The organism is Mycobacterium kansasii ATCC 12478, from assembly GCF_000157895.3.
Lineage (GTDB): Bacteria > Actinomycetota > Actinomycetes > Mycobacteriales > Mycobacteriaceae > Mycobacterium > Mycobacterium kansasii.
In genome coordinates, this window is record NC_022663.1 from 4,413,663 (window position 1) to 4,438,269 (window position 24,607).

General features: G+C 66.2%; 21 protein-coding genes. 10 read left to right on the forward strand and 11 right to left on the reverse strand.

The features are described 5' to 3' along the window. Positions 1-8: 8 nt before the first annotated feature. Positions 9-1,145 carry an aminotransferase class I/II-fold pyridoxal phosphate-dependent enzyme gene (locus tag MKAN_RS19330; RefSeq protein WP_023371152.1) on the reverse strand — a complete coding sequence of 379 codons (1,137 nt, stop codon included), beginning with the start codon at positions 1,143-1,145 and terminating at the stop codon, positions 9-11. A 246-nt stretch (positions 1,146-1,391) separates the two neighbouring features. Here MKAN_RS19330 and MKAN_RS19335 point away from each other — a divergent pair, with 246 nt between their 5' ends. Then, the gene (locus MKAN_RS19335; RefSeq protein WP_023371156.1) at positions 1,392-2,603 is read left to right on the forward strand and encodes an Rv1453 family transcriptional regulator; all 1,212 of its coding nucleotides are present in this window, start codon (positions 1,392-1,394) and stop codon (positions 2,601-2,603) included. A 49-nt stretch (positions 2,604-2,652) separates the two neighbouring features. Here the strand turns inward: MKAN_RS19335 and MKAN_RS30665 are convergent, their stop codons facing one another. From MKAN_RS30665 to MKAN_RS19345, 3 genes are all read right to left on the reverse strand, one after another. After that, positions 2,653-3,084 (reverse strand): hypothetical protein, encoded by a 432-nt coding sequence (locus tag MKAN_RS30665; RefSeq protein ID WP_099184610.1) that lies wholly within the window; start codon positions 3,082-3,084, stop codon positions 2,653-2,655. 30 nt (positions 3,085-3,114) lie between these two features. Next, complete coding sequence (locus MKAN_RS19340) at positions 3,115-4,902, reverse strand: N-acyl-D-amino-acid deacylase family protein (RefSeq protein WP_023371160.1); 1,788 nt, start codon at positions 4,900-4,902, stop codon at positions 3,115-3,117. 299 nt (positions 4,903-5,201) lie between these two features. Beyond that, positions 5,202-5,477: a hypothetical protein gene (locus MKAN_RS19345; RefSeq protein WP_023371162.1), complete on the reverse strand. Its 276-nt coding sequence runs from the start codon at positions 5,475-5,477 to the stop codon at positions 5,202-5,204. Positions 5,478-5,603: 126 nt separating this feature from the next. Between MKAN_RS19345 and MKAN_RS19350 the strand changes: the two genes are divergently transcribed. After that, complete coding sequence (locus MKAN_RS19350) at positions 5,604-7,256, forward strand: amidohydrolase (RefSeq protein ID WP_036391571.1); 1,653 nt, start codon at positions 5,604-5,606, stop codon at positions 7,254-7,256. Between the two features lie 30 nt (positions 7,257-7,286). Here the strand turns inward: MKAN_RS19350 and MKAN_RS19355 are convergent, their stop codons facing one another. Next, positions 7,287-7,595: a WhiB family transcriptional regulator gene (locus MKAN_RS19355; protein ID WP_023371166.1), complete on the reverse strand. Its 309-nt coding sequence runs from the start codon at positions 7,593-7,595 to the stop codon at positions 7,287-7,289. Positions 7,596-8,236: 641 nt separating this feature from the next. On the opposite strand from MKAN_RS19355, the gene MKAN_RS19360 reads away from it, so the two are divergent. The 3 genes from MKAN_RS19360 (at position 8,237) to MKAN_RS19370 (ending at position 10,582) form a co-directional block, all read left to right on the forward strand. Then, a complete protein-coding gene (locus MKAN_RS19360) occupies positions 8,237-9,049 on the forward strand; it encodes a hypothetical protein (RefSeq protein ID WP_023371168.1) in 813 nt (270 codons plus the stop codon). A gap of 80 nt (positions 9,050-9,129) precedes the next feature. After that, positions 9,130-9,705 (forward strand): ECF RNA polymerase sigma factor SigD, encoded by a 576-nt coding sequence (gene sigD, locus MKAN_RS19365; RefSeq protein WP_023371170.1) that lies wholly within the window; start codon positions 9,130-9,132, stop codon positions 9,703-9,705. Continuing rightward, positions 9,698-10,582 (forward strand): anti-sigma-D factor RsdA, encoded by an 885-nt coding sequence (locus MKAN_RS19370; RefSeq protein ID WP_023371172.1) that lies wholly within the window; start codon positions 9,698-9,700, stop codon positions 10,580-10,582. Before sigD ends, MKAN_RS19370 begins: the two co-directional genes overlap by 8 nt. 22 nt (positions 10,583-10,604) lie before the next feature. Here MKAN_RS19370 and MKAN_RS19375 read toward each other — a convergent pair whose 3' ends face one another. Then, positions 10,605-11,018, reverse strand: coding sequence for a DUF5319 domain-containing protein (locus MKAN_RS19375; protein WP_023371174.1), 414 nt, complete (start codon positions 11,016-11,018; stop codon positions 10,605-10,607). A gap of 239 nt (positions 11,019-11,257) precedes the next feature. On the opposite strand from MKAN_RS19375, the gene guaB reads away from it, so the two are divergent. The 4 genes from guaB to MKAN_RS19395 all read left to right on the forward strand — a co-directional run bounded on the left by guaB (position 11,258) and on the right by MKAN_RS19395 (position 17,886). Continuing rightward, the gene (gene guaB / locus MKAN_RS19380; protein WP_036391574.1) at positions 11,258-12,856 is read left to right on the forward strand and encodes an IMP dehydrogenase; all 1,599 of its coding nucleotides are present in this window, start codon (positions 11,258-11,260) and stop codon (positions 12,854-12,856) included. Between the two features lie 9 nt (positions 12,857-12,865). Continuing rightward, positions 12,866-13,993 (forward strand): GuaB3 family IMP dehydrogenase-related protein, encoded by a 1,128-nt coding sequence (locus tag MKAN_RS19385; RefSeq protein WP_023371178.1) that lies wholly within the window; start codon positions 12,866-12,868, stop codon positions 13,991-13,993. Positions 13,994-14,278: 285 nt separating this feature from the next. Further along, a complete protein-coding gene (locus MKAN_RS19390; RefSeq protein WP_023371182.1) occupies positions 14,279-16,099 on the forward strand; it encodes a PPE family protein in 1,821 nt (606 codons plus the stop codon). Positions 16,100-16,149: 50 nt separating this feature from the next. Beyond that, positions 16,150-17,886: a GMC oxidoreductase gene (locus MKAN_RS19395; RefSeq protein ID WP_023371184.1), complete on the forward strand. Its 1,737-nt coding sequence runs from the start codon at positions 16,150-16,152 to the stop codon at positions 17,884-17,886. A 13-nt stretch (positions 17,887-17,899) separates the two neighbouring features. On the opposite strand, the gene MKAN_RS19400 is transcribed toward MKAN_RS19395, so the two are convergent. After that, positions 17,900-18,790, reverse strand: coding sequence for a TauD/TfdA dioxygenase family protein (locus tag MKAN_RS19400; protein ID WP_023371186.1), 891 nt, complete (start codon positions 18,788-18,790; stop codon positions 17,900-17,902). A gap of 57 nt (positions 18,791-18,847) precedes the next feature. Between MKAN_RS19400 and MKAN_RS19405 the strand changes: the two genes are divergently transcribed. Beyond that, on the forward strand, positions 18,848-19,414 hold the full coding sequence (locus tag MKAN_RS19405; protein ID WP_023371189.1) for a TetR/AcrR family transcriptional regulator: 567 nt from the start codon (positions 18,848-18,850) through the stop codon (positions 19,412-19,414). Between the two features lie 38 nt (positions 19,415-19,452). Here the strand turns inward: MKAN_RS19405 and MKAN_RS19410 are convergent, their stop codons facing one another. The 4 genes from MKAN_RS19410 to MKAN_RS19425 all read right to left on the reverse strand — a co-directional run bounded on the left by MKAN_RS19410 (position 19,453) and on the right by MKAN_RS19425 (position 24,575). Then, entirely contained in the window at positions 19,453-21,816 is a 2,364-nt protein-coding gene (locus MKAN_RS19410; RefSeq protein WP_023371191.1) for a glycoside hydrolase family 65 protein, read from the reverse strand. A 13-nt stretch (positions 21,817-21,829) separates the two neighbouring features. Beyond that, positions 21,830-22,564, reverse strand: coding sequence for a beta-phosphoglucomutase family hydrolase (locus MKAN_RS19415; RefSeq protein WP_023371193.1), 735 nt, complete (start codon positions 22,562-22,564; stop codon positions 21,830-21,832). 374 nt (positions 22,565-22,938) lie between these two features. Then, positions 22,939-23,763, reverse strand: coding sequence for a class I SAM-dependent methyltransferase (locus tag MKAN_RS19420; protein WP_023371195.1), 825 nt, complete (start codon positions 23,761-23,763; stop codon positions 22,939-22,941). Continuing rightward, positions 23,760-24,575 (reverse strand): class I SAM-dependent methyltransferase, encoded by an 816-nt coding sequence (locus MKAN_RS19425; RefSeq protein ID WP_023371197.1) that lies wholly within the window; start codon positions 24,573-24,575, stop codon positions 23,760-23,762. Before MKAN_RS19425 ends, MKAN_RS19420 begins: the two co-directional genes overlap by 4 nt. Between the last annotated feature and the right edge of the window lie 32 nt (positions 24,576-24,607).

A 24,607-nucleotide genomic window follows, 5' to 3' on the forward strand; every position in this document is an offset into this window, starting at 1 on the left:
ACATTTTCCTAACCAATTGCGATCTTGCCGAGATCAAGCAAATTGTTGGTCGCCTCCAGGAACTGGTCGTTTTCGTGCGGCAGTCCAGCGGAAACGCGTAGATAGTGCGATAAACCCACGTCGCCGAGAAAGATGCCCGCGTTTACATAGGCTTCCCAGACCGCATGCGCATCATCCAGTTTCCCCAGGAGAAAGAAGCTGGTGTCGCTGTGGGGAATGTCGAATCCGGCCAGCTGAAGGGCGGTGACCATCCGATCACGTTCCAGCAGCAGTTCGGGAACTTTAGCCAGGATCTCGTCGGCGCGATCAATGATCACCGATGCCGCAGCTTGTGTCATCGATGACACGTGGTACGGAAGTCGCGTTGTGAGCAGCGTATTGATGATGTTCGGGGCAGCTATCATGTAGCCTAATTTGCCGCCGGCGAACGTGAAGGCCTGGCTCAGGGTCCGGCAGATCGCGATCTTGTCCGGATAGCGGTGTATGAGCTGGACCGCACTGTCTTTGGTTGACATTTCGATGAATGCCTCGTCGACAACAAGTATTCCGGACCGTAACCGGGACAGCACTTCCTCGAATACGCCCATGCTGAAACTGTCGCCCGTGGGATTGTTCGGATTCGCGATCACGACGACATCGGGCTGGCATCTTTCTATCGTGGTCAGGGCCGCGTCCATGTCGCGCTGCGGAAAGGCCCGGGACGGCACGCTCCTCCATTGGGTGCCGACGCTTTCCGCGATCACCGGGAAATATCTGTACGACGGTTCCAGACCCAGTACGGTTCCGCCCGGCCCGGCGAACGCGCGAAAGATCTGCTGCAATATTTCGTTGCAACCATTGGCAACCCAGATGTTTTCGGACGACACTGCGCTACGCACGTGATTGGAGACGTATTCGGCCAATTTTGTTCGTAACACGGTCGCGTTACTGTCGGGATAGGTGTTGATGGCTGCGATTTGGCCTCGGACCGCTTCGATGACGGCGTTCTGGATGTGTGGCGCCAACGGGTACGGGTTGACCGGACAATGCAAGCCGATCCCGCCATATCCGAGTAAGGCGGGAACGCGACGTCTGAGTATGTGATCCCGGTCCGGTGGTGTCGTCGAACCGCCGGGAATGTGCAGCGGAAGTGATGTGGTTTTCATATTTCCCCAATGGATTACTCGGCGGCGGTCGGTAAGACTTCGGTGGTGGAGCGGCGGCCATCACACAATGCGCGCTCGTTGACCGTGCCCATGCTCGGCAAGTTGGTCACCACCGCCGCAGACGGCTATGGCTGCCGACGATCTGTGATCCATCATCGTTATCGGGCCGTTGCCGTCCAAGGGCTAAACTTCCCAATCCGCCCGGCAAATGGTGCAAAAGTGTGCACACGGGTTTAGGGTGATTGGGTGGTATGGCAAAGTCCGTCGCCGCAGGTGTGCGAGTTGATTCGGCAGGGAGCGCGGATTGTCCTCAACGCTCCCCCGGAGTGGTTTGACGAATACGACCGGCAAACCATGGCGGCCAACCCGTCGGTAGCCGACGATCCCGTTCTGGCAGCGGCCGCCCGGCGAAGCATTCGATCAAGCCTGATGCATTGGGCCGCAGCGAATGTCAGCAACCCGGGCGCTCCAGTGCCGCCGAATGTGGGCCCCGAGCCGCTGAGTATCGCCCGGGACATGGCGCGCCGCGGCCTGGAGCCGTTCACTTTCCGTCCGGCACTGACCGTGGGCTGGCGGCTCTGGATGGATATCGGCTTCAAGCTCGCCTCCGACCCCGACGAGCTGCGCGAGCTGCTCGATGTGTCCTTTCGGTCCATCAGCAATTTCATCGACGCCACGGCTGCCGGCATCGCCGCCCAGGTGCAACAGGAACGCGACGAATTGGCCCGCGGCACTCATGCCGAGCGCCGCGAAGTGACCGCCCTGATTCTCGACGGCGCCCCGATCAGCCGCCAGCGTGCCGAAGCGCGATTGGGCTACGCCCTCAACCGCGCCCACATCGGCGCGGTCATCTGGAGCGACGAACCCGACGGCGACCTCAGCCAGCTCGACCGCGTCGCTGACGCCTTCGGCGACGCCGCCGGTTTCGCGCGGCCACTGACTGTGATCGCGAGTGCGGCCACCCGTTGGGTCTGGGTGCCCGAGTCCGCCCTCGATGTCGAGCTGGTTCGTCGGGCGGTCGAGGGCACTCCCGGCGCGCGAATCGCCATCGGCACAATCGCGAAGGGAATCGAGGGCTTCCGGCGCAGCCACCTCGAGGCGCTCACCACCCAGCGCATGGTGGCCGGGCTGCAATCCCGGCAGCGGGTAGCGTTTTTCGCCGATGTCCAGTTAATCGCATTGATCACTCAAAATCGGGAAGCCGCAGAGGAATTCATCAAGAACACGCTGGGGGACTTCGAGTCGGCCGGGCCCGAGCTGCACAAGACGGTGCTGACGTACATCAACGAGCAGTGCAGCGTCGGGCGCACCACCAAACTCCTGTACACCCACCGCAATACGTTGCTGCGCCGACTCGAGCGCGCCGAGCAACTCCTGCCTCGGCCCTTGGAGCACAGTAGCGTTCACGTCGCCGTCGCGCTCGAGGCCTTGCAGTGGCGCGGCAAACCGGCCAACTAACGAGGTTCAGCGTCCTCCCATGCCGGCCATACCGGTATGTCCACCGATTTCATCGATGCCCGTCTGGTCCACCGAATCCACCGGGTCCGCCGAATCCGCCTGGTCCGCCGATCCCGCCGATTTGACCCGGGCTTCCGATGCCACCGGGGGTTCCCGGAACGCCCCATTGGGGTCCATAGGGTCCGTACGGCTCACCGGGTGCCGGCGGCCCTTCCGGTCCACCCGGTCCGCCCCAGCCGCCGGGCCCATACACGCCTCCGGGGGTGCCGGGCGGCGGTGGCCCGATATGCGTGGGCGCCGCTGCGGGGCCCGGCGTCGCGGCCAGCTCACATTGTTGCGAAACGTTGTTCCAGACCCAGCCAATGGGGCAATTGCCGTCGGCCCGGCTGATCGCCGGTGAGCCGACGCCGAGCACCGGCAAGAACGCCAGCAGCAGAGTAAGCGCGGCAATGGCGCCGCACCGTGGTAACAAATGCCGCATCGCAGAACCTCTTTCGTCACCTGGTCATTGCTACTTGGTTGCCGTGTGGGTCGACGGCAGAAAACTTCCGTAGGCCGCACACTGCCCGAGATCGGCTGCATAACCGAACGCACGCGTGTAGGCGGTGCGGCCGTTGATGAGCACGGCTTCGACCGCGTCGTCGTTGCGGTTGACCACGCGGTCGACCCCGAAGGCGTCGGGCGCGGGTGCCTCGCTGATCTCGAAGACCTGGTCGGTGAGTCCGTCGGGGTTGACCACCACGACGTCGGCGCGGGCCCCGATGCGCAGCCGTCCCGCCTCCACGCCCCACCAGTCAGCCAGATCCGAGGTGAGCTTGCGCACCATCTCGCCGACGGTGAGCTTCGGTTGCGGCTGTTGTTCTGCCCGTTTGGCTATCGTCAGCGCGCGCAGCCCGAAGTTGTAGTTGGCCAGACTGCGCAGGTGGGCTCCGGAGTCGGCGAAGCCGACGTGGGTGCCGGGGCTGGCCAGCAGGTCGACGACGATGTCGGGGCGGTGATTGCCCACCACGGTGTACCAACGCAATTTGTCGCGCCAGGTTGCGGCCAGATCGAGGAACACCTCGGCGGGGTGCTGTCCGCGCTCCCGGCTGAGGTCTTCGAAAGTGCGGCCCACCACCGATGAATCCGGGCAATCAATGATCACCGCTTCGTCGAATCGCCGGTTCCATAGCCCGTTCATCATGAATCCGCCCATGTCCTTGATGAATTGGGCGCGGAAGGCCGGGTCGCTCAGCAGCGCGTACTGGTCGTCGGCGGTGCGCAGGTTGCGCAGGGTGACGCCGCTGCTGAACTCCTCGAAGGCGGCGAAATCCACTCCGTCGGCGAAAATCGTCATCGGGCCCGGCAGCGCCTGAAAACGCATGTCGCCGTTGAGGACTCGGTTGGTCACCAAGGCGAGTAGGCGCGATACCCGGTGCAGCATCGGGTTGGACTTGAAGTCCATTGCGGTGAGCAGGCTGGTGCGCAGCGGACGTCGGCCGATGCCCGCGGCAGTCAACGCGAACGCGAAGACGTTTACCTGTGTCTCGGCGTCTGGAGCGCTCTGCAGGATGCGGCCCCTACGACGTAGCCGCTTGTGCAGCCGCCGGTACTCGCGCCACCGGGCGAATGTCGACGGCAAGGGTTGTGCCCAGGCGCGGTCGCCGGCCAGCTTGTCGCGGCGGGTGGTCATCGTCGACAATCCCAGGAAGCCCTCGTCCAGGGCGTCGTCGAGGATGCGCTCCATTGCCGCGATCTGACTGTCGCTGGGCTGAAAGTGCTTGTTAGTGGCGGCTTCTAAGCCCAGCACGCCGACCCGCAGGTCGCTGTGACCCAACATGGCCGCGACATTGGGGCCCAGCGGCTGCTGCTGTAGCCACCGGCGGTATTCGCGGGGTGTGGTCCAGGTCTTGCTCTCCTGCAGGATCGCCTTGATGCCCGAATGCGGGATGGCCTCCACTCGAGCGAACAGGTCCGCCGAATCATCGGCATCCACGGTCACCATGCTCAGCGAGCAGTTGCCGGTGACCACCGTTGTCACCCCGTGCCGCACCGACTCGGGAAGCCCAGGGGCGGTGACTATTTCGGCGTCGTAGTGCGAGTGAGTCTCTAAAAAGCCTGGCATTACCCATTTTCCGGCGGCGTCGATCACCTCATCGAAGCTGCCCGGATTCAGCTGTTGCGCGGACACGTTGATCACCACCCCGTCGGCGATCGCGATGTCGCGGACAACCCCTGCCGCGCCGCCGCCGTCGAAAACCAGCCCGCGCGAAATCAATACTCGGGGGCTGGGCGTGCCGGTGCTGTCCGTGGCGTTCATGGGCTGGCTCCCTTCGGCTGGATCCGGCGCTAGCGCCGGGCGCACTGAGCTGACCTATCACCGTCCTGCCGTCTGGCCGCATGAGTGAGGTAAGCGAAGTGCTCTTCATGATCGACGTCGCAGCAACGCCGGCTAAAGGGCACAATGTCCCAACTCGCCGGAAGGCATGGTGCAAAAGTGTGCATGGCCGGCTTACCAGTTCCCGGCAACCAACGCCGAACGACCCGCAACCGCGACGCTTTCGCGACTGCGGCGGCGACGCCGCGCTATGGCCTACCTCGCGATTGGGGCCAACCGGATCAGGTAGCCAACATGATCAGCCGGCCGAGGCTCAGCAAGCCTGAATTGGCGATCCCGGTGTTGAAGAAGCCCGAGTTGAAACCGCTGAGCATACCGCTAGGGAACGGGCCCATGACGTCGGTGACACCGGTGTTGAAAAAGCCTGAGGTGACGCCGGTGACAAGCGGCCCGCCGGAGGCCGAATTGAAGAAGCCCGAAATGCCATGACCATCGATGTTGGCGTTGCCCTTGTGGCCGACGCCCAGGCTGGGCAGGTTCTGCAGGAATTGGTGCACCAACGCTTAGTTAACACGTTGTGCGCCAGTATGATTCATGACCAAACGCAGTCAGTATCGACAACCGCAGTTGCGCGGATTGGTGAATGCCGCACTAAGATGGCTGGCGATCGTAAGGAGGTCAACATGATTGGCGAAGCTGACGCCATCTATCTGAACGGTGACATCGTCACGATTGACGATGAGAACCCAACGGCCGAAGCAGTCGCCATCAAGGACGGTCGCATCGTCGCCGTCGGGGCTTGCGACGACGTTGTACAACAACACCAAGGCCCGCGAACGCGCACCGTCGATCTCGCCGGCAAAACCCTGCTGCCTGGCTTCATCGACCCGCACAGCCACTACATCAATGCGCTCACGGTGGCCAACCAGGTCAATGTGTTCGCGCCACCGGCGGGTCCGGGTGCCGACGTCGACGCCATCGTCGCGGAGCTGAAGAGCTTCCGCGACGCGCGCAACATCCCCGAGGGCGAGGTCATCATGGGCTACGGCTACGACGAGACGGTCATGCCCGGGGGCCGCACCCTGCATCGAGAAGACCTCGACAAGGACTTCCCGAACAACCCGGTGATGGTCGGGCACGTGTCGTTGCACGGCGCCGTGCTCAATTCCGCGGCCATGGAAAAGTACGGCATTTCAGCGAGCACCGTCACGCCACCGGGCGGGGTGATCGTGCGTAAGGACGGCTCGGACGAACCCGACGGCCTCGTCATGGAAACCGCATTTCTGCCGATCTTCGCGTCGCTGCCCAAGCCCACCCGCGAGCAAGAGGTCGAGTGGAGCATCGCCGGCCAAATGCTTTACGCCGCAGCCGGTATCACGACGGCCCACGAGGGGGCGACGCACGCGGCGGACATCGCTGTGATGCAGCGGGCAGCCGCCGGTGGTGCCACCCTCATCGACATCGTCGCCTATCCGTTCATTCTCGATCTCGACGCGGTTCTCGAGGACAACCCGCCCGACACATTCGGGACCTACCACAACCGTGTCAAACTCGGTGGCGTCAAAGTCACTCTCGACGGCTCGCCGCAGGGCCGGACCGCGTTCTTCACCACCCCCTACCTGGTCGACGGACCCGACGGACAGCAGAACTGGACCGGCGAGCTCCCGTTCCCGCAGGAAACCGTCGACTCCTGGTTCAAAAAGGTCTACGACCTCGGTGTGCCGCTGAACATCCACGCTAACGGTGACGCCGCCATCGACGTCCTGCTCAAGGCACACGAATACGCCGCTGCCGACGACCTTTCCAAAGACCGCCACACCACGGTCATCCACTCCCAGTTCGTGCGGCGCGACCAGCTCGACAAGTACGTCGAATACAACCTGATCCCGTCGCTGTTCACCGAGCACGCGTTCTACTTCGGCGACACCCATGTCCGGCTGCGCGGTAGGGAACAGGCGCATTTCCTCAGCCCGATTCGGACAGCGATCGACATGGGCCTGCGCCCGACCAATCACACCGACTTCAACGTCTCGCCCCTCGACCAACTGTTCGTGGTGTGGACGGCGGTCAATCGCGTCTCCCGCAGCGGCGAGGTCATCGGTGCCGATCAGCGTGTCACGGCGCTCGAGGCGCTCGAAGCGATCACCATCAACGCCGCGTATCAGTACCGCGAGGAGCAGTCCAAGGGCTCGATCACGGTTGGCAAACTCGCCGATCTGGTGATCCTGGACAACAACCCACTCAGCGTCGACCCGATGGACATCAAAGACATCAAGGTCGTCGAGACGATCAAAGAGGGGCGCACGATCTATCGCAGACCGGTCGCCGCCGCGTGACCACCGGTCGAGCTCTAAGAGCCGGACCCGTCATGCCGAGCGGCGGATACCCCGGCTGCGCCCGATACCGCCCTTGAGCAGCAGGTCGCGCTCCGATTCGGACAAGCCGCCCCATACGCCGTAGGGCTCGCCCACGTCCAGCGCGTGGGAGCGGCACTGCTCGATCACCGGGCAGCGGCGGCACATTTCCTTGGCGCGCTGCTCGCGTAGCATGCGGGCGCGGCCGCGCTCGCCGTCGGGATGGAAGAACATCGATGAGTCGACTCCGCGGCACAAACCCTGCAACTGCCAGTTCCAGATGTCGGCGTTGGGCCCAGGTAGCTGCTCCGGCTGTGGCATTGCTCATTTCCTCTCTGCACGGCACATCCAAGTGGAGGTTACGTTCGCGAACGCGCAAGGTGTGCAACTGATACTTCAGAGGAGTCACCGATGACTACCAGACAACGCTAAACGCTAGGGGGACTGCCAAATTTCCGTCAATAGCCCGCCGGAGCGGCCAAATACCTGCGCGTTGGGCGAGAATTAACTCGCTGTTCATCTGTCACGCATTTGGCAACGGCCAAGCGTGCCATCGAGACCGGTTCGAAATCTCATCTTCGCAGTTCAGCGTGCTGCTGTGAGCCTGCTGTAATTTGCCGACAGATGGCTGTGAGTAATGTGCACGTAACACAGAAACCACAAACTTTTTACCGCTCAAGGTGTGTGAAACCCTAATGTTCGAACCTCGATCGGCACTCGGCGCGTCGCGGCACGCCTTTTCCCTATTCATCTACCACGGGATTCGCCCGCCACCGGATTCACCCACCGCGGGATTTGCCGGCCTCGGCGCCGCGGCCCCGCAGGTGGCGTCGGGCGGGCCGCGCGGATTGCGCCGGCGTGGGCTGCGCCTATGCCACAACGGGGTGGCAATTGCGGCGGTGGATCCAGGCTAGGGTGCAGCTATCACCGTGCAGGAATCTCGACACACTTCGTCGACCGCTATGGCGATTGAATCCATTGAGTCGCGGTTAGCCGATGCAGCCTTCGGGAGTAGCCCGGGCAGCTGGCCGCTACCCACGGCGACGACACCACGACAGCTGTGGCTGCGCGCCGTGGCCGCCGGGGGACAAGGTCGCTACGGCTCGGCGTACACCGACCTGGAGTCGCTGCGCCGACGCGTCCCGGCGGGCCGCTTGGCGTCGCTGGCGCACAGCACCCAGGGGGCCTTCCTGCGCCAGCTCGGCTGGCACACCCTGGCGCGGGGCTGGGACGGCCGCGCCATGGCACTGGCCGGGGCGGATCCGGAGGCTTGCGCCGATGCGCTGATCGGGCTGGCGGCCGACGCTCTGGGCGTCGGCCGCTTTGCCGTCTCGGCGACGTTGCTGACGCGTGCCGATACGGTGCTCGATGCGGCCGGGTTGCCGGCCGACGTGGCGAACCGGCTGGCGGTGCGCCGCGGCTGGGTGGCCGCGGAGTTGGCGATGTTCTCGGGTGAGGCGGCGACCGCCGTCGACTGCGCGCAGCAAGCGGTCGAGTCGGCGCGGGCCGGCGGGTCGGCCAGGCACCAGGTTAAAAGTGAGGTGGTGCTGGCTGCGGCGCTGTGCAGTGCCGGCGCGGCCGAGCGGGCTCGCGACGTCGGTGCAGAGGCGCTGGTAACTACCGGGCGCCTGGGTCTGATTCCGCTGCGCTGGGCGTTGGCTTGCTTGCTGATCGATATCGGGAGTGTCACGTTTTCGACGCGTCAGTTGCGCGAAATTCGTGATATCTGCGCAGATCAAGTACGGCGCGCCGGTGGGACCTGGCGTCCCGCTTGATTCGCCGCTCGACCGTTATTGTCAATCCGTGAGTTAGCCCGGGATGTGTCCGGTTCGTAACGTTGGAGATATCGCCGTCAATGACAATTGAAGGGGAACGTCTCGACGCGGTGGTTGCGGAGGCCGTGGCAGGAGACCGGAACGCACTTCGGGAGGTGCTGGAGACCATCCGTCCGATCGTGGTGCGATATTGCCGGGCGCGAGTCGGCACCATCGAGCGCAGTGGCCTCACAGCAGACGATGTGGCACAGGAGGTGTGCTTGGCCACCATAACGGCGCTTCCGCGCTATCGGGACCGAGGACGCCCGTTCCTGGCCTTCCTCTACGGCATCGCGGCGCACAAGGTCGCGGACGCTCATCGCGCGGCCGGCCGTGACCTTGCGTACCCCGCCGAGTCGGTTCCGGACCGCCGATCGGCCGACGCCGGCCCCGAACAGCTTGTCATCGAGGCCGATTCGGTGACCCGAATGAACGAACTGCTTGAGATCTTGCCGGCCAAGCAACGGGAGATCCTCATCCTGCGCGTTGTCGTCGGCCTGTCCGCCGAGGAGACCGCGGCCGCCGTCGGCAGTACGACGGGAGCGGTCCGGGTAGCCCAGCATCGCGCACTTCAGCGGCTCAAAGACGAAATTGTCGCGGCAGGTGACTATGCGTGATTCCGGTTTCGATCGACCCGGCCTGGACGAACTGGCCGGCACCGAGCTACTCCTCGACGCTCTCGCCGGCCGCGCCGACGTCACCCTCGACGATCCACACGAAGATGCGCTGGCCGCCCTGCTGGGGCAGTGGCGCGACGATTTGCGGTGGCCACCGGCCAGCGCTCTGGTCTCACCCGATGAGGCCGTCGAGGCGCTGATCGAAGGAATCGCCGAGCGCCGGCGCTCTCGCCGCGCGCTGGCCGCGGTCGGGTCGGTGGCTGCGACGCTGCTCGCACTCAGTGGGTTCGGTGCGCTGGTGGCCGATGCCCGCCCCGGCGATACCCTCTACGGACTGCACGCGATGATGTTCAACGAGCCGCGCGTCAGCGACGACCCGATTGTGTTGTCCGCCAAGGCCGACCTGGCCAAGGTTGAGCAATTGATCGCCCAGGGCCAGTGGGACCAGGCCGAAACCCAGCTGGCCGAAGTCAGCAGCACCCTGCAGGCCGTCAATGACGGCAGCCGACGGCAGAACCTGCTGAACGAGTTGAACCAGCTGAACACCAAGGTCGAAAAGCGCGATCCCAACGCGACTCTGCCACCGAGCCCGTCGCCCCGGTCCGTGCTTTCCAGGGTCCTTGCCCCGAGTGACTCGCCGGTGACCTCGTCGGCCCCGCCGGCTCCCGACGCCGAGCCGGCAGCGACATCAGGGGCACCGGAATCGACGGCGCCGACCAGTCCGGTCACGTCCGAGATGTCGACCGGTAGCCCGGCACCAACGTCGAAGCCGACGGCCAGTCCGTCGTCGCCGCCGCCCACCAGCACGCCGGTGTCTCCGGCTGCGGGCGCATCGGAGCCTGGCTCATCGCCGGCACCGGCCGGGGAACCAGGCTAGAAGGAGCTACCGGGCGGACCGCCTAGTGACGGCGGTGGAACCCGTCCGCGTCTGACGTCGCTTCGTTGAGCGAGGCATCGGCGTATCCGCGGCAGTAATCCCACGTGACGTAGGCGTCCGGCTCGGGATCGTAGGCCGGCTCGTGCGGGCGGACGGTGCCGTCGATCAGCAGCTGCAGCAGGTTGGCCCGCAGCATGTCCCAGTCGTGGTAGTGGTCCTGCTGGCACTCGTCGCAGCAGACCACCAGGCCGCGAATCCCCTTGTGCGCTAATAGAGCTTCGTAGACGGCGAGGTCGGCCAGGTCAGCCTCTACCGCCAGCCGCTCCTGCTGATCGAGGGGCTGACCGGGCTCGACGGCCTCCAGCGCCGCCGACGGGTCACAGGGGTCGTCGGCAAACGGATCGGGCGGCAAACCCGGCGGCAGGTGGTCGCGCACGCCTCTACACTACGCAGCCAGGCAGCCATCGCGCCAGAAATTCAGCGGGCGCGCCGTACGGGTCGGACCCACCCGCGCCGCAAGCTGCGGGCCGGGTACGGGCTATTGCCCGGTTCGCCCCGTGCCGCTCCATGGTTGGGGTGACCGCGATCTCACGCCGCTTCGCGGCCTGCGTCGTCGCCGGGGCGGGAGCCGATAGGATGGGTTTCTCACTCCGCATGCGTATGGAGGGCCCCCCGATGTCCCGTGGCATGTCTCGCCTGGAAGAAAGCTCCGACCTGGTCGGCAGCCCGTATGTGCGCGATGCGCACGTCGGGGGCCTGACCGGTGACTCGGTGCCCACCGGCGGCGACGACCCGCACAAGGTGGCCATGCTGGGGCTGACGTTCGACGACGTGCTGTTGCTGCCCGCGGCCTCGGATGTGGTGCCCGCGACGGCCGACACTTCCAGCCAGCTCACCACGAAGATCAGGCTCAAGGTACCGCTGGTCAGCTCGGCGATGGACACCGTCACCGAATCTCGCATGGCGATCGCGATGGCCCGGGCCGGCGGTATGGGCGTGCTGCACCGCAATCTTCCGGTCGCCGAACAGGCCGGCCAAGTCGAAATGGTCAAGCGCTCCGAGGCCGGCATGGTCACCGATCCCGTCACCTGCCGACCGGACAACACCTTGGCCCAGGTCGATGCGCTGTGCGCCCGGTTCCGGATCTCCGGGTTGCCGGTGGTCGACGACGACGGTGCGCTGGTCGGCATCATCACCAATCGGGACATGCGCTTTGAGGTCGATCAGGGCAAGCAGGTCGCCGAGGTGATGACCAAAGCCCCGCTGATCACCGCCCAGGAGGGGGTCAGTGCGTCGGCTGCGCTGGGCCTGTTGCGCCGGCACAAGATAGAGAAGCTGCCCGTCGTGGACGGGCGGGGCCGGCTGACCGGCCTGATCACCGTGAAGGATTTCGTCAAGACCGAGCAGCATCCGCTGGCCACCAAGGACAGCGACGGCCGGCTGCTGGTCGGTGCCGCCGTCGGGGTCGGCGGCGATGCGTGGGTGCGCGCCATGATGCTGGTGGACGCCGGGGTCGACGTGCTGGTCGTCGACACTGCGCACGCCCACAACCGGCTGGTGCTCGATATGGTCCGCAAGCTCAAGGCCGAAGTGGGCGACCGGGTCGATGTGGTCGGCGGCAACGTCGCCACCAGGTCGGCGGCCGCAGCCCTGGTCGACGCCGGCGCCGACGCGGTGAAGGTGGGCGTGGGCCCGGGCTCGATCTGCACGACCCGGGTGGTGGCCGGTGTCGGCGCACCCCAGATCACCGCGATCCTGGAAGCCGTCGCGGTGTGCCGGCCGGCGGGTGTGCCGGTGATCGCCGACGGGGGACTGCAGTATTCCGGCGATATCGCCAAGGCGCTGGCCGCGGGCGCGTCGACGACCATGCTCGGTTCGCTGCTGGCCGGCACCGCCGAGGCGCCCGGCGAGCTGATCTTCGTCAACGGCAAGCAGTACAAGAGCTACCGCGGCATGGGATCGCTGGGAGCCATGCAAGGCCGGGGCGGGGGCAAGTCGTACTCCAAGGACCGCTACTTCGCCGACGACGCGCTCTCCGAGGACAAGTTGGTGCCCGAGGGGATCGAGGGCCGGGTGCCGTTCCGCGGCCCGCTGAATTCGGTGATCCACCAGCTGACCGGCGGCCTGCGCGCGGCGATGGGCTACACCGGCTCGCCCACCATCGAAGTGCTGCAGCAGGCGCAGTTCGTCCGGATCACGGCGGCCGGTCTCAAAGAGAGCCACCCGCACGACGTCGCCATGACCGTCGAAGCGCCCAACTACTACGCTCGCTGACGGCGCATCATGGTCGAGATCGGCATGGGCCGCACGGCACGGCGCACCTACGAACTCAGCGACATCAGCATCGTGCCGTCGCGGCGGACCCGTTCGTCGAAAGACGTGTCCACGGCCTGGCAGCTTGACGCCTACCGGTTCGAAATCCCGTTGCTGGCACACCCTACGGACGCCCTGGTGTCGCCGGAGTTCGCGATCGAGCTGGGCCGCCTGGGCGGCCTGGCCGTGCTCAACGGCGAGGGACTGATCGGCCGGCACGCCGACGTCGAGGCCAAGATCGCCCAGCTGCTAGAAGCTGCAGCGGCCGCCCCCGAACCGTCGGCGGCGATCCGGCTGCTGCAGGAGCTGCATGCGGCGCCGTTGAACCCCGAGCTGCTCGGCGCCGCCGTCGCCCGTATCCGGGAAGCCGGGGTGATCACCGCGGTGCGGGTCAGTCCGCAAAACGCCCAGTCACTGACCCCGGTGCTGCTGCAGGCCGGGATCGACCTGCTGGTCATCCAGGGCACGATCGTCTCGGCCGAGCGGGTAGCCAGCGATGGGGAGCCGCTGAACCTGAAGACCTTCATCGCCGAGCTCGACATTCCGGTGGTCGCCGGCGGCGTGCAGGATCACCGCACAGCCCTGCACCTGATGCGCACCGGCGCCGCCGGCGTCATCGTGGGCTACGGCTCCACGCAAGGGGTGACCACCACCGACGAGGTGCTGGGCATCAGCGTGCCGATGGCCACCGCGATCGCCGACGCCGCGGCCGCACGGCGCGAATACCTCGACGAGACCGGCGGCCGCTACGTGCACGTGCTGGCCGACGGCGATATCCACACCTCCGGTGAGCTGGCCAAGGCCATCGCCTGCGGGGCCGACGCGGTGGTGCTCGGCACACCGTTGGCCGAGGCCGCCGAGGCGCTGGGGCAGGGCTGGTTCTGGCCGGCCGCTGCGGCGCACCCGTCGTTGCCGCGCGGAGCGTTGCTGCAGATCGCGGTGGGTGAGCGGCCGCCGCTGGAACGGCTGCTCAACGGGCCGTCCGACGACCCGTTCGGCACCCTCAATCTGGTCGGCGGGCTGCGTCGATCAATGGCCAAAGCCGGTTATTGCGACCTCAAGGAATTCCAGAAAGTCGGGCTGACGGTCGCGACTTGATCGCGAACGCCGACAGCAGCGCCGTTAACAGCGGTCGCGGCCGCGCTCAATGGCGGTGCGGGTCTGCGTTGATCCAGCCGCGAACATCATGGTTGCCACTGCGAATTGGAGATATTTGCTGCGGAACCGGAGTAGTGTCTGCTGCACGGAAATGGTTGCTGCTGGCAACAAAGTCGTTGCGATGAGCATGGGTGAGTCGTTGCGGAGCGCGTAGCGACGCGTGGTAGTCGCTTCGGTGGTGATCCAGCTCCGCTGCCCGGCAGCTTCTGAGGAGGGGTTGCTGTCGTGAATTTTGTGGTATTGCCTCCGGAGATCAACTCGGCGCTGATGTTGGCCGGCGCGGGGTCCGGCCCGACGCTGGCGGCCGCGGCGGCCTGGGATGGACTGGCCGCCGAGTTGGGCGACGCGGCGAGTTCGTTCTCGGCGGTGACCTCGGGGCTGACTGCCGGGTCCTGGCAGGGTCCGGCGGCGATGGCGATGGCCGCCGCTGTTGCCCCGTACGCGAACTGGCTGAGCGCGGCAGCGGCCCGAGCTGCGGGTGCGGCCGCTCAGGCGAGGGCGGCCGCGGCGGTGTTCGAGGCGGCCTTGGGCGCCATGGTGCACCCGGGATTGGTAGCGGCTAACCGCAATCAGCTGGTGTCACTGGTGCTGTCCAACCTGTTTGGGCAGAATGCGCCCGCGATCGCGGCGACGGAGGCCGCGTACGAACAGTTATGGGCCCAGGATGTGGCGGCGATGGTGGGCTATCACGGTGGGGCATCAGCGCTGGCTGCCCGGCTAGCGCCGTGGCAACAAGCGCTGGGAGCCGCGCCCGGTGCGGCCGCCTCCGTCATACCCGGGTTGACTATCGGCAACATCGGGGTGGGCAACCTGGGCATCGGCAATATCGGCGACTACAACCTGGGCAGCGGGAACACCGGCAATGCGAACCTGGGCAGCGGGAACACCGGCAATGCGAACTTCGGTGGCGGTAACACCGGCCTGTTCAACCTGGGCAGCGGCAACACCGGCAACACCAACTTCGGCTACGGAAACCGCGGCAATCTCAACTTCGGCAGCGGAAACCGCGGTAACGGGAACTTCGGCTTCGGAAACGTTGTCGGCGATAACAATTTCGGCTTCGGCAACCGCCTCGGCAACGGTAACCTAGGCAGCGCCAACATCGGGAACACCAACTTCGGCACGGCCAATATCGGCGACTTCAACTTTGGCAGCGGTAACCGCGGCACCTCTAACGTGGGCTTCGGGAACCTCGGCAACAACAACCTAGGCTTTGGCAACAACGGCAACAACAACATCGGTTTCGGGCTCACTGGCGACAACATGGTGGGCATCGGTGCGCTGAACGCGGGTATCGGAAACCTTGGCATCGGGAACGCCGGCGACAACAACATTGGGTTCTTCAACTCCGGCAGCAACAACGTGGGGTTCTTCAACTCGGGGAACGGAAACTTCGGTTTCGCGAACGCGGGTAACACCGACACGGGCTTCTGGAATGCGGGTTCCTTCGACACCGGCTTCGGGAACGGTGGCAGCCTAAACTTCGGTTTCGGCAACGCGGGCTTGGGCAACGTAGGCGTCGGCAACGGCGGCAATGGGAATGTGGGCTTCGCTAACTCGGGCGGCGAAAACACCGGCAGTTTCAACTCGGGTGGCGACAACTTCGCGAACGGCGGAAACACGGGCAGCTTCAACTCGGGCGACCTCAACACCGGGTTCTTTAATTCGGGTGCCACCAATACCGGTCTGTTCAATGCGGGCAGCGTCAACACGGGCATTGGCAGCCCGGACACTCAGCCGGGTTCGGTCTCGGGCTTCGGCAATACGGGCACCGCTCTGTCGGGCTTCAACAACTCGGGCAGCTTCACCTCCGGCTTCATGAACACGAACACGGGTGCGGGCTTTACCTCGGGCTTCAACAACGTGGGCGACTTCCACGTGGGCTTCTTCAACACGGGCTCGGGCAACGACGGCTTCGGCAACTCGGGCACCGGCACGAACGGCATCGCGAACTCGGGCACCTTCAGCTCAGGCATCGCGAACTCGGGCACCAACAGCTCGGGCGGTTTCAACACCGGCGATGACCAGTCGGGCTTCTTCAACTAGTAAGGGTGGCCGATTGACGGCCCGAATGTAAAGAAGGTCATACTGGCGCGATGAAGCCGGATTACGACGTCCTGATTATCGGTTCGGGTTTTGGCGGCAGTGTCAGCGCGCTGAGGCTGACAGAGAAGGGCTACCGGGTCGGTGTGCTGGAGGCGGGCCGCCGGTTTTCCGACGAGGAGTTCGCCAAGACGTCCTGGGATCTGCGTAAGTTCTTGTGGGCACCCCGATTGGGTTGCTATGGAATCCAGCGCATCCACCCGCTGCGCAACGTGATGATCCTGGCGGGCGCCGGGGTGGGCGGCGGGTCACTGAACTACGCCAACACCTTGTACGTACCGCCGGAGCCGTTCTTCAAGGACCAGCAGTGGCAGCACATCAGTGATTGGCGCGACGAGCTGATGCCGCATTACGAGCAGGCGCAGCGGATGCTGGGCGTGGTGAAGAATCCGACCTTCACCGACGCCGACCGTATCGTCAAGGAAGTCGCCGACGAGATGGGATTCGGTGACACCTGGGTGCCGACGCCGGTCGGAGTGTTCTTCGGCCCCGACGGCACCAAGGCGCCGGGCAAAACCGTGCCCGACCCTTATTTCGGCGGCGCCGGGCCGGCCCGTACCGGCTGCATCGAATGCGGTGAGTGCATGACCGGCTGCCGCCACGGCGCCAAGAACACGTTGCTGAAGAACTACCTTGGGCTGGCGGAATCAGCTGGGGCACGAGTGATTCCGATGACGACGGTGAAGGGCTTCGAACAGCGGGCCGACGGGCTGTGGGAGGTTCGCACCGTCCGCACCGGCAGTTGGGCGCGCCGCGACCGGCGCACCTTCACCGCCACGTACCTGATCTTGGCCGCGGGCACCTGGGGCACCCAGCATCTGCTGTTCAAGATGCGCGACGCCGGCAAGCTGGCCAAGCTGTCCGAAAAGCTCGGCGTATTGACCCGCACCAACTCCGAGTCGATTGTCGGCGCCGCGCGGCTGAAGGTCTCACCGGAGCTGGACCTGACGCACGGGGTGGCCATCACGTCGTCGATCCATCCGACGCCGGACACCCACATCGAGCCCGTCCGCTACGGCAAGGGGTCCAACGCGATGGGGCTGCTGCAGACGTTGATGACCGACGGGACGGGTCCCGAGGGCACCGACACGCCGCGCTGGCGGCAGCTACTGCAGCAGGCCGGCGAGAATCCGCGCAAGATGATCCGGCTGCTCAATCCCCGGCAGTGGAGCGAGCGGACCGTGATCGCGCTGGTGATGCAGCACCTGGACAACTCGATCACCACGTTCACCAAGCGCGGGAAGCTCGGCATCCGTTGGTACTCCAGCAAGCAGGGACACGGCCAGCCGAACCCCACCTGGATCCCGATCGGCAATGAGGTCACCCGACGCATCGCCGCCAAGATCGACGGCGTGGCCGGCGGCACCTGGGGCGAACTGTTCAACATCCCGCTCACCGCGCACTTCCTCGGTGGCGCCGTGATTGGGGACAGCCCCCAAAGCGGCGTCATCGACCCCTACCACCGGGTCTACGGCTACCCGACACTGTTCGTCGTCGACGGTGCCGCGATCTCGGCGAACCTCGGTGTCAACCCGTCGCTGTCCATCGCCGCCCAGGCCGAGCGCGCCGCGTCGCTCTGGCCGAACAAGGGCCAAAACGACCAGCGGCCGCTGCAGGGGGATGCCTACCGCCGGCTGGAGCCCATCGAGCCCGAGCACCCGGTGGTGCCCGCCGGCGCGCCCGGGGCGCTGCGGTGGCTGCCGGTCGATCCGGTCAGCAAGACAGGCTAGATCCGCCGGCTCCTCAGCCGGCCAAAGCCAGTGGCGCGCCGCTGACCACGCGGCTGCGCCGGCCGTGCACGTCGACGGGCACGTCGCCCATCAGGGTGACTCGGTGCATCAGCCGGTGCTGGTCGTCGTAGTCGTCGATGGCCCGGTGCTGGGTCGCCCGGTTGTCCCAAATGGCCACATCGCCCCGTTCCCAGTTCCAGCGAATCGTGTTCTCCGGCGCGGTGATTCGCCGTTGCAGTAATTCGAAGAGCACGCTTGACTCGTGGCTGTCCAAGCCGACGAAATTGCGCACGAAGCTGCCGGCCAGCAGGGTGCGCTCACCGGTTTCCGGGTGCACCCGCACCACCGGATGCTCGGTCTGGAAATCGGGTTTCTGAAACGCCTGCCGGTGCGCCCGCTGGGCCTCGGTCAATGGTTCGGCATGCAGGTAGTCGTGGCGGTTGGTGTGCAGCGCCCACAGGTTTTCAGTCAGGCACTTGAGCGGTTCGGGCAGCCCTTCGTAGGCCGCCGCGGTGTTGGCCCACAGCGTCGACCCACCGTAGCCGGGCAGCGTGACCGCGCGCAGCACCGAGGCCGAAGGGTAGTTGGCGGCGAAGGTGACGTCGGTGTGCCAGCGGTTGGCCTTGCCGTATTCGGAGTTGATCGGGGTGATGATCGGCGCGTTCTCGGCGGCCAGCATGGCCGCGGCCGGGTGCCCGATCGGCGCGCCCAGCAGGCCGGCAAACGCCAGCTGCTGCTGGTCGTCGAGGTGGTGCTGGCTGCGGAAGAAGATCACTTTATGGGTCAGCAGTGCCTTACGGATCTGGTCGACCTCGGCGGGATCGAGGTCACCGCCAAGGCGTACACCGTCCATTTGGGCGCCGATACGGCTGCCCAGCTTCTGCACGGCTATCAGGTCTGTCATTGCATGGTCCTTCGGAGACGGGTGTAGTCGGTTGACTACATGGGGTAGCGTAGTCGAGTGACTACACAACCGGCAAGCGGTCGCCGTGCCACGCCCACCGGGCGAGACGAGGTGGCCGCCGCAGTCCTGGAGGCCGCTGCCGACCTGTTCGCCGAGCGCGGCCCGGCCGCCACCTCGATCCGCGACATCGCCGCCCGATCGCAGGTCAACCACGGGCTGGTGTTTCGGCATTTCGGGACCAAGGACCAACTCGTCGGTGCCGTGCTGAACCACCTGGGCGCCAAGCTCACCGGGCTGCTGCACTCCGGGGCGTCCACCGAGGTTGTCGACCGCGCCCTCGACCGGCAGATGCGGGTGTGGGCCCGTACGCTGCTCGACGGGTATTCGGCCGAGCAGCTACGGACCCGCTTCCCCAACGTCGCCGAACTGCTGGACTACGTGCGGACCCGCCACGGCGACGACTCCAGGGCGCGGCTGGCGGTCGCCAATTACATGGCGCTGCAACTGGGTTGGCGGCTGTTCGAACCCATGCTGCGCTCGGCGACCGGACTCGACGAGTTGCCGCAGGCCGAACTGCGGCAGGCGGTGATCGCTGAGGCCGCCCGGATACTCGAACCGCACTGACGCGGCGCGTCCCCGCGCGCGGCGGCGCCGCGGCTGCGTCAGTGGCCGCCGATGCGCCGACGGTGGATCGGCTCGCGGCCGGGCGGCTGCGGCGGTGGCGGCAGCAGCGGCTTGCGCGGGCGCACGGCAATGGTCGACGGCGACGACGTGTCCAGTTTGATGTCCTCGCCGGCGTGGCGGATCGTCAGTTCGCCGCCGGGACCGTCGCGCAGGGTGTAGGTGACGTCGGAGTGATTGGCGTCGACGGTCACCCCGAAATCCCGCCACCGCAGCCGGAAGCGCAGCCGCGAAATGCCGTCGGGCAGTTGGGGATCGATGGACAGCACGCCCTCGTCGTCACGCAGCCCGCCGAAGCCCCCGACCAGTGCCGTCCAGGCGCCGGCCAGCGAGGCCATGTGTAAGCCGTCGCGGGTGTTGCGGTGCAGGTCGCGAAGGTCGATCAGGCCCGCTTCATAGGCATAGTCATGGGCCAGCTCCAAATGCCCGACCTCGGCGCACATCACCGCCTGGGTACAGGCCGACAGCGACGAGTCACGCACCATCCGCCGCTCGTAGTAGTCGACGTTGCGCGCCTTCTGTTCCGCCGTGAAGGCATGGCTCTGGAACTGCATGGCCAGCACCAGGTCGGCCTGCTTGATCACCTGCGCGGGGTAGAGCCGCACGTAGGCCTCGTGCAGCAGCAACGGGTAGGTGGTGTTGGCTTCGAAGTCCCACTCGGCGAACGTGGTGAACCCCTCGCATTGCTGGTGCACCCCCAGCTCTTGGTCGTAGGGGATGTTCACGGCGTCCGCGGCGTCGCGCCAGGCGGCCATCTCTTCGGTCGTGACGCCCATGGTTTCGGCCGTCTCCGGGTGGCGCAGGCAGGCGTCGGCGGCGGTAACCAGGTTGTGGGCGGCCATCAGATTGGTGAAGACGTTGTCGCGAACCACCGCGGTGTACTCGTCGGGGCCGGTGACCCCGTCGAGATGCCACACGCCGTGGCGGTCGTGATGGCCGAGCGAGAGCCACAGCCGGGCGGTTTCGACCAGCACGGCCAGGCCGCAGTCCTTTTCGAGCGAGTGGTCGCCGGTGACGGTCCGGTACCGCTCGAACGCCATCGCGATGTCGGCGTTGATATGCCAGGCGGCCGTGCCGGCCGGCCAGTAGGCCGAGCACTCCTCCCCGCGGATGGTTCGCCAGGGGAACGCGGCGCCGTCGAGGCCGAGCTCGGCGGCGCGCTCCTTGGCGAGGTTCAGCGTCGACGCCCGCCACCGCAGCGCGTCGGCGACCGCGTGCGGCGCGGTGTAGGTGAGCACCGGCAGCACGAAACCCTCGGTGTCCCAGAAGGCGTGTCCGTCGTAGCCGGTACCGGTGAGGCCTTTGCTCGGGATGGCGCGGCGCTCGGCGCGCGCGCTGGCCTGCAACAGGTGGAAGAGCCCGAACCGGACCGCCTGCTGGGACTCCGGGTCGCCCTCCACCTCGACGTCCGCGTTCTCCCAGAAGTCGTTGAGGTAGGCGCGTTGCGCATCCAGCAGCCCCTGCCATCCGCTGTAGCGCGCGCCGTGCAGCGCCCCGGCGGCCTGGTCGCGCAGCGCCGGGCGGGAGCGCAGGCTGGACCAGCCGTACGCCAGGTATTTGACGATGCGCAGCTTCTGACCCGGGCGCAGCCCGCAGATCACGGTGGTCCTGGCCAAGTCGGCGCGTGCGTCGGTGGTGATCTCGACCCGCCCGGGGACCTCGACCTCATGGTCCATCGCGGCGGCCATCATCAGGGCGCTGCTGCGGGTGCGGTGCATGAGAAGCGCGCCGCACTCGGTGCATTCGTGGTCGACGGCCTCCAGCGGCTTCTCCAGGATCGCCGACACCCGCGGGTCGGCGGAGGTCTCCGGTTGGTCCTCGTTGGTGACGAGTTCGGATTGCACTGTGACAAGCGAGAATTCGCCCACGGCCTCCACCACGTACTCGATGGCCGCGGCGGCCCGGTGGGCCAGGGACACCAGTCGGGTGGATACCACCTTGACCTGCTTGCCCGCCGGCGACTGCCAGTGGGCCCGGCGGGTCAGCGTCCCGGCGCGCAGGTCGAGAACCCGCTCGTGTGAGATCAGCGTGCCGTAGCGGACGTCGAACGGCTCATCGTCGACCAACAAGCGCAGGATCTTGCCGTTGGTGACGTCGACGACGGTCTGGCCGGCCTCGGGATACCCGTATCCCGCCTCGGCGTAGGGCAGCGGCCGGATCTCGAAGAAGGAGTTCAGGTAGGTGCCGGGCAGGCCGTACGGCTCGCCCTCGTCGAGGTTGCCGCGCAAGCCGATGTGTCCGTTGGACAACGCGAACAGCGATTCCGACTGGGCCAGCAGGTTCAGGTCGAGCTTGGTCTCGCGAACCCGCCACGGTTCAACAGGGAAGGCTTCTTCGGTAATCATCGGGGATCATGCCTCACAGCAGTTCGGCGAGATCGTTGACCACCACGTCGGCGCCGTTGCGCCGCAGATCCTCGGCCTGGCCCACTCGGTCGACTCCTACCACGAAGCCGAAATTACCGGCCCGGCCGGCCTGTACGCCGGATAACGCGTCCTCGAACACGGCGGCCGCGTCCGGATCGGCGTCGAGCAGCTGGGCCCCGCGCAGGAAGGAGTCGGGGGCCGGCTTGCCGGCGATGTGCTCTTCGCGCAGCCGGATGCCGTCCACGCGCTGCTGGACGAACCGGTCGAGGCCGGTGATCTCGAGCACGTCGCGGGTGTTGGCGCTCGACGACACCACGGCGATGCCGAGCCCGGCCGCCGCGGCCGCTTCCAGGTAGCGCCGCGATCCTTCGAACACCTCGACCCCCTCGTCGCGCAGGACCTGCTGGAACATGTCGTTCTTGCGGTTGCCCAGCCCGTAAACCGTTTCGGCCTCGCCGGGGTCGTCGGGATGTCCGTCGGGCAGCTGGATTCCCCGGCTGTCCAGGAAGGACCGCACCCCGTCCTCACGCTTCTTGCCGTCCACGTACCGGCGGTAGTCGGTGGCCGGATCGAAGGGGACGAAGGGTTCTCCGGTGTGCTCGGCCCGCTCGGACAGGTATGCGTCGAACATGGCCTTCCAGGCCTTGGTATGCACGCTGGCGGTATCGGTGAGGACACCGTCGAGGTCGAACAAACAGGCACGCACCTTCTCCGGCAGACCCAGCACAGGCAACCTCGCTCCCGCTCACAGTTATTTCGGGTGACACCAGTTCACCATGTCACCCTGGCGATGACGGCACCTTAGCGCCTGACTCTGACACGTTCATGTGGATCGGGCATCCCGGAGCCGCGGATCCGAGGTGAGGCGGGACGGCGCCGACGCAGCCGGCGGAGGTGGCGAACACGGCGGCAGGGCGGTTACGCCGCGGCCCCGGACGACCCGGTGAGCGACGAACGCGCGGGTGCAATCATCCCGCAAAGCTCCCTCGAAGATCCCGCAATGATCCCGCAATGATCCCGCGCATCGTCGCCCTGTAACGACCCGCCAGAGTTCCTGCCGATGGGTGCGCTTCGCGATGGAAATCCATTGCCGGCAACGAGTTAACCGATTGGCCTGGCCCCGGCTCTGGCGATACCCCGGATCACTCGCAGCCGTCCGTCGGCGAGCGCACGGGTGAGATTCTCGGCCTTCCGTGCGAAGTCGGCGACGAAGGCGTGCAGCCCGAGCGGGTTGGCGGGCAGTGACAGCATCAGCCGCATCGTCGTGGCCGCCTGCTCGGTGAGATCCCTCCAGTGCTCGACCGCGAACCCGGCCGACTCGACGACGGCGCGCAACTCGCCGGCGGTGACCAGGTGGCTACGTCCGGGTTGGTCGGCCCAGGGCAGCGGATAATCGAGTTCGCCGGGCTCGCCAATGGTGATGTCCCACATGGCGAGTCCGCCACCGGCGACGGTTACCCGGCGCGCTTCCCGGTAGAGGCGGGTCTTGTCGGCCACGTTCATCTGGACATGCTGGCTGAAAACAACGTCGAAAGTGGCGTCGGCAAAGGGTAGTTCGGTGACGTCTGCCTGCCGGACGCTAATGCGCTCGTCGAGCCCGACAAGTCGATTGAGCCAACGATTGGTTTGGCAGTACTCATCGGTCAGGTCGACCGCGGTCACCCGGCACCGACACCGATCGGCGACGAACCGGGCGGTACCACCGATCCCGCTGCCGGCGTCGAGAACCCGCATGCCGGCGGTAATTTCGATCAGGCCGACCAATTCCGTTGTGGCAACGCGGCCCATCGTGTGGAAGTCCTCCAGCAGCGTCAGGTCCGAGGGCCGCAGGTGCTCGAGATCCTTTTCGGCGGACAGCAGAGCCTGCCGGATATCGGCCTGAGTCAGGCCAGTCGAGTACTGGGTATGGATCTGGTTGCCGGTCATTTCTGTACCCGGGCCCACGCGGTGATCAGCGGAGGCATGGTGACGACGGCGTTGACCGCCAGCATCTCCCGGCGGAATCGCGGCACGAATTCGTCGATGTCGGCGAGCTCGTCGATGGCGAAGCCCAGCCGTTGTGCTATCGGGGACACCAAGCGCCATACTTCGGCGGCGTAGGCCAGGATCTCGGTGTCGGCGGCGGTACCGATGGGGGTGCCGAGGGTAAGGCGCGGTGCGCCCAGACCGGCGTCTTGAAACACCGTGTGCAGGCTGGTGCCGAAGCTCGGCGGTAGCCCCATGGCCTCGAAGGCGCGGGCGATCCGCGTCGTCACGCGCCGAAAGAGCGGTAGCTCCGGGACGCTGCGGGGCCCGGTGATGTCGTTCTCGGAAAAAGCGATTATGCCGCCGGGGCGCACCAACGAGCTGAGGTGTCGCAGCGTGGCGGGCGGGTCGGGCAGGTGCATCAGGATCAACCGGCCGACAACCGCGTCGACGGGTCCGTCCTCGCTGACCGCGTCGATGGCGACCTGCTTGAATCGCACTGCAGGCAAACCTTGTTCGGCGGCGCGGGCGCGGGCGAGCCCGATCATCTCGGGGGCGGCGTCCACACCGAGAACGGTTCCGGTGGGGCCGACCAGCCGGGCCGCGATGAACGACACATCACCGGGCCCGCAGCCGACATCGAGTACCCGCATGCCCGGCCGCAGCCCGGCGAGCCGGAGCGCATGCTCGGTGTAGTCGTTGTACAGCCGTCCCTGCAGCAGCAACCGCTGTACCTCAATATCGTTGTGGCCCAAGGCATAGGTGCTACTCATCGCATTGGTCTCCTGTCTTACGGGGTTGTGGT